This window comes from Bacteroides clarus (genome assembly GCF_015555825.1).
Taxonomy (GTDB): domain Bacteria; phylum Bacteroidota; class Bacteroidia; order Bacteroidales; family Bacteroidaceae; genus Bacteroides; species Bacteroides clarus.
In genome coordinates, this window is the sequence record NZ_JADNLF010000022.1 from 1 (window position 1) to 9,180 (window position 9,180).

Below are 9,180 nucleotides of genomic sequence, written 5' to 3' on the forward strand. Positions count from 1 at the left end.
ACCCTTACCCGGCTGGCGGCATCGGAAATCACCGGGCAGGACGGAAAGGCGGGCATCATCGAGAAATACTTCTCGCTATCGCAGACCGACACCACCTGCCTGAAAGACATCGGACTGTACCCGGAAGAAATGCGTGTCGGGGACGATATACTGTGCCTGCACACGCTCTCGGACGTGGAAGATTTGCCCGGCAAGGTCGGAACGGACACACGGTTTGAAAAGCTGTCCACCGATAGAAGCGATTGCAGGTTAAGTTTTGCCGCCCCGGTGGGCGTGCTGTTGTCGTGTAACCACGTCTATAACCAGTACATCTTCATAGACGACCACGCCGAGAACCTGAAAAACTTCGAGCAAACCGCCCGGAACATGCAATCACTCTCCCGTTACTCCCGTGCCAACCAAGTAAACAAGGAGTGGATAGACGAGTACCTGAACGAAGCCCACAGCAAGGGGCTTGTATCGGTGCGCTGCCACTGCAACGTCATGGCATGGAGTGACGACCGGGACGAACTCAAACGCATACGCAACGATGTGGGAAGCCAGCTTGCCTTAATGGAGTGCAAGCCACGCCACAACACGGTCGATACGCCCACGCTCTTTTGGGCGGGCATACCCGGTAACGAAGCCGACTTCCCCGCAGAGGAAAGTTTCTACACATTTTTGGGGCAGGCTCTCTGCCTGTTCGTGGAAGAAACGAACTACAAGAGTTCGCTTTCGCCGTTCGGTATCAAAATGGTGGACAGGGTAAGCGGTCGCCCGCTGCACATCGACATTTCGGATTTGCCCATGAAGAAAGGCATCACCACCAACCGCAACAAGTTCATACTTGGGCCGAGCGGGTCGGGAAAGTCTTTCTTCACCAACCACATGGTGCGCCAGTATTACGAGCAGGGTGCGCACGTGCTGCTGGTAGATACGGGTAACAGCTACTTGGGGCTGTCCCAGCTTATCCACAACCGTACACACGGCGAGGACGGGATTTATTTCACCTATACAAACGAAAACCCGATAGCGTTCAACCCGTTCTATGTCGAGGACGGGGTATTTGACATCGAGAAGAAAGAGAGTATCAAGACCCTTATACTCACCCTGTGGAAGCGGGACGATGAAGCCCCCAAGAGGTCGGAAGAAGTGGCGTTGTCCAATGCGGTAAGTGCCTATATCGAACGGATAGGCAATGACCGTTCGGTAACGCCCTGCTTCAACACGTTCTACGAGTTTGTCCGGGATGATTACCGACAGCGGCTTGCCGAAAAGAACGTCAGGGAAAAGGATTTTGACATCGACAACTTTCTGAACGTGCTTGAACCGTACTATCGTGGCGGTGAATACGACTACCTGCTGAACTCCGACAAGGAGCTGGATTTGCTACATAAACGCTTCATTGTCTTTGAATTGGACAACATCAAAGACCACAAGATTTTATTCCCGATAACGACTATCATCATCATGGAAGCCTTTATCAACAAGATGCGCAAGTTAAAGGGAATAAGAAAATTAATCTTGATAGAGGAAGCGTGGAAAGCGATTGCAAGCGCAAATATGGCGGACTACATAAAATATTTGTACAAAACCGTCAGGAAGTATTTCGGGGAAGCGATTGTAGTCACGCAAGAGGTAGAGGATATTATTTCTTCGCCCATAGTGAAAGAGAGTATCATCAATAACTCGGACTGCAAAATCCTGTTAGACCAAAGAAAATATCTGAACAAGTTTGACAGCATACAAAACCTGCTCGGATTGACCGACAAGGAGCGTTCGCAAATATTGTCTATCAACATGGCGAACCACCCCGGACGGAAGTACAAGGAAGTTTTCTTTTCGCTGGGCGGTACGCAGTCGGCGGTGTACGCCACAGAAGTTTCGTTGGACGAATACTACACGTACACTACAGAGGAAAGCGAAAAAATGGAACTGTTCGCCCTTGCCGACAAGCTGGGCGGCAACCTTGAACTGGCTATCAAGCGGCTTGCGGAAAACAAACGTAATCCCCAATCATCAACGACTTAAAATTTAGGAACATGAAGAAAATAATCCTCTTTATGGCGGTGTGCCTTTGCTTCATCGGCAAGGCATCCGCCCAGTGGGTGGTGTCAGACCCCGGCAACTTGGCACAGGGCATCATCAACACCACCAAGCAGATAGTGCAGACCTCTACCACAGCCAAGAACACGCTGGACGGCTTCATGGAAGCGCAGAAGATTTTCCAGCAGGGTAAAAAATATTACGATGCGCTCAAAGCGGTGCATGACGTGGTTAAGGGCGGTGTCAAGGTGAAGAAGTCCATTGAACTGGTGGCGGAAATATCCGAAATCTACGTGCGCAACTTCCAAAACATGCTGGCAGACCCGAATTTCACGCCTGACGAACTTTCCGCAATATCGTTCGGCTATGCCAAACTGATGTCGGAAAGCTCGGACGTGTTGCAGGACTTGAAAAATGTAGTGAACATCACGGGTATGTCGCTGACGGATGCCGAACGGCTGGCAATCATCGACAACGCTTATCGAAGTTTGCTCAACTACCGCAACCTTGTGAACTACTACACCCGCAAGAACATATCCGTGTCCTACCTGCGGGCGAAGAAGAAGAACGACACCGACCGGGTACTGGCTCTCTACGGCTCGGCGGATGAACGCTACTGGTAACATATAAATATGATATGCCTATGTTATTAGCAGCGGTGGATTTTGACAACCTGCACCAAGTGTTGCGGGTGCTGTACGATGAAATGATGCCCTTGTGCAGTAACATGACGGGGGTAGCCAAAGGGATAGCCGGGCTGGGTGCGTTGTTCTATGTAGCCGCCAAAGTGTGGCAGTCACTCGCACGTGCCGAAGCCATAGATGTGTACCCGCTACTCCGTCCCTTTGCGCTGGGGCTGTGTATCATGTTTTTTCCCACGTTCGTGTTGGGGACTATCAACACGGTATTGTCGCCAGTGGTGAAAGGCTGCAACCAGCTTATGGAAACGCAGACTTTCGACATGAACGAGTACCGGGCGCAGAAAGACCGACTGGAGCATGAAGCCCTGATGCGAAGCCCCGAAACGGCTTACCTCGCATCGGACGAGGAATTTGACAGACAACTGGAAGAACTGGGCTGGTCGCCCTCCGACATGGTGACAATGACGGGCATGTACATGGACAGGGCGGCATACAATATCAAGAAGTCCGTCCGGGACTGGTTCAGGGAACTGCTGGAAATGCTCTTTCAGGCGGCGGGGCTGATTATAGACACACTGCGCACGTTCTTCCTAATTGTGTTAAGCATACTGGGTCCGCTGGCGTTTGCTATTTCCGTCTATGACGGTTTCCAAAGCACGCTGACCCAGTGGATTTCACGCTATATCTCCATTTACCTGTGGTTACCCGTGTCGGACTTGTTCAGCAGCGTGCTGGCTCGCATACAAACGCTGATGCTCCAAAAGGACATCGAGCAGCTTTCAGACCCGAACTTCATCCCGGACGGGAGCAGCACCGTGTATGTAATCTTTATGATTATCGGCATCGTGGGCTATTTCACCATTCCGACTGTGGCAAGCTGGATAGTGTCGGCTGGCGGGACTACCGCCTACAACCGTAACGTGTCGAAAGCCGGGTCGGTCGCCGGGGCTGCGGTTGGCGCAGTCGGTGGAAAGGTATCGGGAAAACTACTCAAATAAACAATATCAAAATTTTTAAGGATATGGAATTTAAGTCATTGAACAATATCGAAACGAGTTTCAGGCAAATCCGGCTCTTTGCGCTGGTATTCATCTGCCTGTGCGCACTGGTGACGGGCTTTGCCGTATGGAACTCGTACAGCTTCGCCGAGAAGCAGCGGCAGAAGATATACGTCCTCGACAACGGCAAAAGCCTGATGCTGGCACTCTCGCAGGACATGGCACAGAACAGACCCGTAGAAGCCAAATCGCACGTGCGGCGTTTCCACGAACTGTTTTTCACCTTATCGCCCGACAAGGGGGCTATCGAAAGTAATATCAAACGCTCGCTGTTCCTTGCCGACAAGACCGCTTTCAACTATTACAAGGACTTGGCGGAAAAAGGCTACTACAACCGGGTGATTTCCGGGAACGTCACGCAGACGGTGGAGATTGACAGCGTGAAGTGCGACTTCGACCAGTACCCCTACAAGGTGAACACGTATGCCCGCCAGTTGATTGTCCGGGAAAGTAGCCTGACGGTGCGCAGCCTCGTGACCTCGTGCCGCCTGCTGAACGCCACACGGAGCGACAACAATCCGCACGGCTTCATCATCGAAGCGTTCACCATTACCGAAAACAAGGATTTACAAACTGTCAAAAGATAGCCGTATGGAAAGGAAACAGAGTTATATCGGAAAAGTACAAGACTGGGCGGACGACCGCCTGCGCCGTATGTGCGGACGGATTACGCCGGGCAAAAGGCTGGCGGTTATCCTCGTGATGTTCTTCTTTTTTGGTGGCTTGTCTATCTATATCACCGTTTCATCAATCTACAACATCGGGAAACGGGACGGGCAACGCCTGCAAATAGAACATATCAGACAACTGCCATTGCAAGGCAATGACACAATCAACAGTATCAACCCATTAAACAAACCGGAATATGGAAGAAGTACAGAAGAATGAGAACGGCACGACCGTACCGCAGACGGACGGGAAGCCCGAAAAGGAAAAGAAGCCCAAACGGGAACTGACACCCCGGCAGGTGCAACAGCGCAGGAAAATGATAGTCTTCCCGCTGATGTTCCTTGCCTTTGCCGGGTGCATGTACCTGATATTCGCCCCCTCCGGCAAAGAGGACGTGAACATGGAGAGCGTGGGCGGCTTCAACGCCGACATACCCCTGCCCGCAGAGGACGGGATTATAGCCGACAAGCAAAAGGCATACGAACAGGCGATGATGAACCGCAAGCAGCAGGACAAGATACAATCCTTGCAGGACTTCGGTTTCACGGGGGACGATGAAACGGAAGAACCGCAAGCGGAAATCGACCTGATGCCGGAAGATGATGCGAAGCCCCAAAGGGGCGGCGGTGCTTCTTCACGGGCGGCTTACCGGGACATCAACCGCCAGTTAAGCACGTTCTACGAAACCCCAGCGGTGGACGAGGAAAAAGAGGACTTGAAGCGGCAGGTGGCGGAACTGACCGACCGACTGCAACAACAGCAGAACGCCACACCCACCACTGACGACCAAATGGCACTCTTGGAAAAGTCCTACGAACTGGCGGCAAGGTATATGAATGACGGCGGGCAAGTGGCGCAAGTACCCGTAACTGGCGGCATTGAACGCAAACCGGATGCGGTAGCAGTACAGGCTCTCCGGGAAACAACCGTATCGGGATTGCAGCAGCCCATGAGCGATGCCGACTTCATCCGTGCTTACAGCCAGCCACGAAACTATGGCTTCAACACGGCGGTAGGCACGGGCTACGCTATGGGAAAGAACACAGTAGCCGCCTGTATCCACCAAGACCAAACGCTGACGGACGGGCAGGCGGTGAAACTCCGGCTGCTTGAACCTATGCAGGCAGGGAATATTGTCGTGCCGAAAAATACCCTTGTGACAGGCACGGCAAAGGTGCAGGGTGAACGGCTCGACATACTGGTGTCCTCCATTGAGTATGCGGGCAACATCATCCCGGTGGAACTCGCCGTGTTCGACACGGACGGGCAAAAGGGGCTTTCCGTCCCGTCCTCAATGGAGCAGGAAGCGTTCAACGAAGCAATGGCGAACATCGGCAGTGGGCTGGGTACAAGTATATCCTTTGCGCAGAGTGCCGGGCAGCAGGTGGCTATGGACGTGACAAGGGGCTTGCTGCAAGGAACGTCCGGCTACCTCGCCAAGAAGTTCCGAACCGTGAAAGTAAAGCTGAAAGCCGGGTACAAGGTGATGCTTTACGCCAAACAGCAATAATTACTCAACAAATATTCATCCACTAAAATTTTAATTGACAATGAAACAGATTTTTGTATTGCTCGCCCTCTTGCTGGGCGTGTGTGCGGCAAACGCACAGGAAACCGACACCGTGAAGTATGCGGCAGGTAACGACTTGTACCGGGGCATTACCCGGAAACTGCCTTACCGACAAATGGTAACGCCCTACGGCATGGAAGTGACATTTGCCAAAACCGTGCATATCATCTTCCCCGCCGCCGTCCGCTATGTCGATTTGGGAAGCAACCACATCATAGCGGGCAAGGCTGACGGTGCGGAGAACGTAATCCGGGTGAAAGCCACGACAGAGGGCTTTCCGGGCGAAACGAACTTCTCCGTCATTTGCGAGGACGGCAGCTTCTTTTCGTTCAACGCCAAGTACGCCCGTGAGCCGGAAATGCTCAATATCGAAATGAAAGACTTCTTGGAAAATGAAGATACGTCCGACTTTTCGCATACCCGCATGAACATCTATTTCCGGGAATTAGGCAACGAAAGCCCGCTACTGGTAAAGTTGATTATGCAGAGTATCTATAAAAATAACGACCGAAAAGTGCGCCACTTGGGTAGCAAGCGTTTCGACATCCAGTTCTTAATCAAGGGGATTTATACCTATAACGGGATGCTATACGTGCATACGCAGACGAAGAACAGCTCCAACGTGCCTTTCGACACAGACTTCATCAAGTTTAAGATAGTCGATAAGAAAGTACCCAAACGCACGGCTATTCAGGAAACGGTGCTGGATGCGGTACGCAGCTACAACGAGGTGATAGAGATTGCCGGAAAATCGACCGTGCGCACGGTGTACGCCCTGCCGAAGTTCACCATACCGAACGACAAACTGCTGTTGGTGGAACTCTACGAGAAAAACGGCGGGCGGCATCAGGTTATCCGGGTAGAGAACGCCGACATCGTGAACGCAGAAGTGATTAACGAACTCAAAATCAAATAGGGAATGAAGAAACACATCTTTATAATGATGCTCTTTGCGCTGTGCCTGACCTCGTTTCAGGCACACGCACAAAGATACCTGCCGGGTATGAAAGGCTTACAGGTGACGGCAGGCATGACGGACGGTGTACACTGGAATGATAACACGGATTTCGCCTACCACATCGGGGCGGCGTACAGCGTTTACACCAAGAACGCCAACCGCTGGGTGATTGGCGGCGAATACCTGCACAAAAAGTATGACTACAAGGATATGCAGATACCCGTAGAACAGTTCACCGCAGAGGGCGGCTATTACCTGAAATTCCTTTCGGACAGGCGAAAGACCTTTTTCCTTTCATTGGGATTGTCGGCACTCGCCGGGTATGAGGTGAGCAACCGAAGCGAAAAACTGCTGCCGGACGGTTCTACCTTGCTGGATAAGGACTGCTTCATTTACGGCGGTGCGCTCACGCTGGAACTGGAAGCCTACCTGACCGACCGGGTGGCTCTGCTGCTGAACGCAAGGGAACGGGCGTTGTTCGGCTCGGACATAGGCAAGTTCCACACGCAGGTATCTTTGGGCGTGAAATTCATTATCAACTGACCGCTATATAATTATATGAAGAATGTAATGTATAAAATCATCAAGGGCTGCTACATCGTGGCCGCCCTTGTGCTTGTCACCGCCTGTAATGACAATTTGGATATTCAGCAGGCGTACCCGTTCAGCATCGAAACGCTGCCAGTACTCAAAAGGCTAAAAGTCGGGGAAACCGTCGAAATACGCTGCCAACTGGTGCGTGGTGGCTATTACCAGCCGACTACCTATCAGATAAGGTACTTCCAGCCGGACGGCAAAGGGAAGCTGGAAATGGATAACGGCACGGTGTTCCTGCCCAATGACCTTTACCCGCTGGAGAAAGAAACATTCCGGCTCTACTACACCTCGGCATCGACAGACCAGCAGACGATTGACATTTATATTATCGACAGCTTCGGACAGATGCAGCAACTTTCGTTCTCGTTCAATAATGACAACAGCGAGGATGAAGAATCGGAATAGCCATGCGGCTGTTCGTTAGGATATATACCAGCCTTATACGCTATGATACGCAAAGCGTAAATATTGGGCAGACAGCCCGCCGGGAAGCATCGGTGGGCTGTTTCCATGATAGGGAAACGAACGGCTTCTTTGTTACTTTCTTCACCCGCTGGCAGGCTCACGGAAGAAAGTAACGGCGGCAAACAGCCGCCGTTCTCTATCAACTGATTTTAAGGCTCTTTATGGACGTGTATTTCTCTAACCACACCTTTACCTGTTCCATGTTGTATTCGCCCGTGATAATTGCCGTATGGTCGTTTATGGCTACAAACCGGACACTTTCGTAACTGTTTACCCAGCCTTGCAGGGAACAGACACCCCACGCCGCCGCATCTTCAAAAATACTGCGGTCTATTTGGCTGATTGGCTCACCGAAAACTACCGTCATTATCTGAAAGTCTGGTTTGTCCTCCAACAGTTGCAAATGATGCAGCGTGCCGAACTCGTCAGTTTTGCGCCCCCACGCCCACACATCATTATACAAATCATCGCCCCACTGGTGCGGGTGGTCGAAACGGACTTTGACCGCTATGGAATGCTGGTCGTTTTGGTGGGCAGGGCTTTGACGCCCCGCCCGAATTGGTTATCATTATGCCGCCCGGAACACAAAGCCGTCATCAAACCGGTAATCACACATGAACAGGTCACGGGCAAACTTTTCATAATCAAAATAGGTCTTTGCGAACTCCGGCAGGTCGTAACATTCTTCTATAATTTCATAGGCGAAATCTTCTTCATCGTCATATTCCCCTTGATATTCGTCCCGGAAATCACGTACAAGGTCATCCGCTTCTTCCTCGCTCAAATCATGGCTTTTATAGTTGCACCATACGAAAAAGGCTTCTTGCTCGGTGTCGCTCAAATCCTCCACCGCATCACGCAGGGAAAAGAAATTTTCAGAAATCCAGCTTTCGCCGATTAAGCCCTCCGGCACGTTCTCCCAATCTTGAAACATATATTCCGCATCTTCCTCGTCCTTGTGAAGTTCCCGGCAGGCATCGTAAAATTCCTCCTTGTCCGAATAGTCCGACAGGTCGAGCCATGCGCCGTACAATGAACCGTTGTTATACTTGGCGTAAGTGCCTACATAAACCCTTGCTTCTGATAATGTCGTTGCTCCCATATTACTGTAATTTTCAATTTTTTAATTTTATGCGGATTTGAGAGGTGAGGGAGTTGAAGTTTCACTGAACTTTTTTCCTGTTTCCCGTAAATCCG

11 protein-coding genes and 1 pseudogene are annotated in these 9,180 nt (G+C 51.2%); 10 read left to right on the top strand and 2 right to left on the bottom strand.

Annotation, left to right across the window (positions count from 1 at the left end; genetic code table 11):
• The 10 genes from I2F54_RS15990 to I2F54_RS16035 all read left to right on the top strand — a co-directional run.
• Positions 1-2,010, top strand: a 2,010-nt coding sequence (locus I2F54_RS15990) for a TraG family conjugative transposon ATPase (protein ID WP_195501885.1), incomplete at its 5' end; no start/stop codon positions are given.
• A gap of 11 nt (positions 2,011-2,021) precedes the next feature.
• Positions 2,022-2,648 carry a DUF4141 domain-containing protein gene (locus I2F54_RS15995; RefSeq protein WP_143868809.1) on the top strand — a complete coding sequence of 209 codons (627 nt, stop codon included), beginning with the start codon at positions 2,022-2,024 and terminating at the stop codon, positions 2,646-2,648.
• 20 nt (positions 2,649-2,668) lie between these two features.
• Entirely contained in the window at positions 2,669-3,664 is a 996-nt protein-coding gene (traJ, locus tag I2F54_RS16000) for a conjugative transposon protein TraJ (RefSeq protein ID WP_195501900.1), read from the top strand.
• A 23-nt stretch (positions 3,665-3,687) separates the two neighbouring features.
• A complete protein-coding gene (gene traK, locus I2F54_RS16005; protein ID WP_005680379.1) occupies positions 3,688-4,311 on the top strand; it encodes a conjugative transposon protein TraK in 624 nt (207 codons plus the stop codon).
• Positions 4,312-4,315: 4 nt separating this feature from the next.
• Complete coding sequence (locus I2F54_RS16010) at positions 4,316-4,612, top strand: TraL conjugative transposon family protein (protein WP_195501887.1); 297 nt, start codon at positions 4,316-4,318, stop codon at positions 4,610-4,612.
• Complete coding sequence (gene traM, locus I2F54_RS16015) at positions 4,590-5,903, top strand: conjugative transposon protein TraM (RefSeq protein ID WP_195501889.1); 1,314 nt, start codon at positions 4,590-4,592, stop codon at positions 5,901-5,903. The genes I2F54_RS16010 and traM overlap by 23 nt, the downstream gene beginning before the upstream one ends.
• Before the next feature lie 40 nt (positions 5,904-5,943).
• Positions 5,944-6,879: a conjugative transposon protein TraN gene (traN, locus tag I2F54_RS16020; RefSeq protein WP_195501891.1), complete on the top strand. Its 936-nt coding sequence runs from the start codon at positions 5,944-5,946 to the stop codon at positions 6,877-6,879.
• 3 nt (positions 6,880-6,882) lie between these two features.
• Positions 6,883-7,464: a conjugal transfer protein TraO gene (locus tag I2F54_RS16025; RefSeq protein WP_195501893.1), complete on the top strand. Its 582-nt coding sequence runs from the start codon at positions 6,883-6,885 to the stop codon at positions 7,462-7,464.
• Between the two features lie 15 nt (positions 7,465-7,479).
• Entirely contained in the window at positions 7,480-7,923 is a 444-nt protein-coding gene (locus I2F54_RS16030) for a DUF3872 domain-containing protein (RefSeq protein WP_195501895.1), read from the top strand.
• A 2-nt stretch (positions 7,924-7,925) separates the two neighbouring features.
• Positions 7,926-8,096, top strand: coding sequence for a hypothetical protein (locus tag I2F54_RS16035; RefSeq protein WP_195501896.1), 171 nt, complete (start codon positions 7,926-7,928; stop codon positions 8,094-8,096).
• Between the two features lie 26 nt (positions 8,097-8,122).
• Here the strand turns inward: I2F54_RS16035 and I2F54_RS16040 are convergent.
• Both I2F54_RS16040 and I2F54_RS16045 read right to left on the bottom strand, forming a co-directional pair.
• Positions 8,123-8,512: pseudogene (locus I2F54_RS16040) on the bottom strand (DUF6956 domain-containing protein); the annotation flags it as partial.
• Between the two features lie 39 nt (positions 8,513-8,551).
• The gene (locus I2F54_RS16045) at positions 8,552-9,085 is read right to left on the bottom strand and encodes an antirestriction protein ArdA (protein WP_195501898.1); all 534 of its coding nucleotides are present in this window, start codon (positions 9,083-9,085) and stop codon (positions 8,552-8,554) included.
• Positions 9,086-9,180 lie beyond the last annotated feature (95 nt).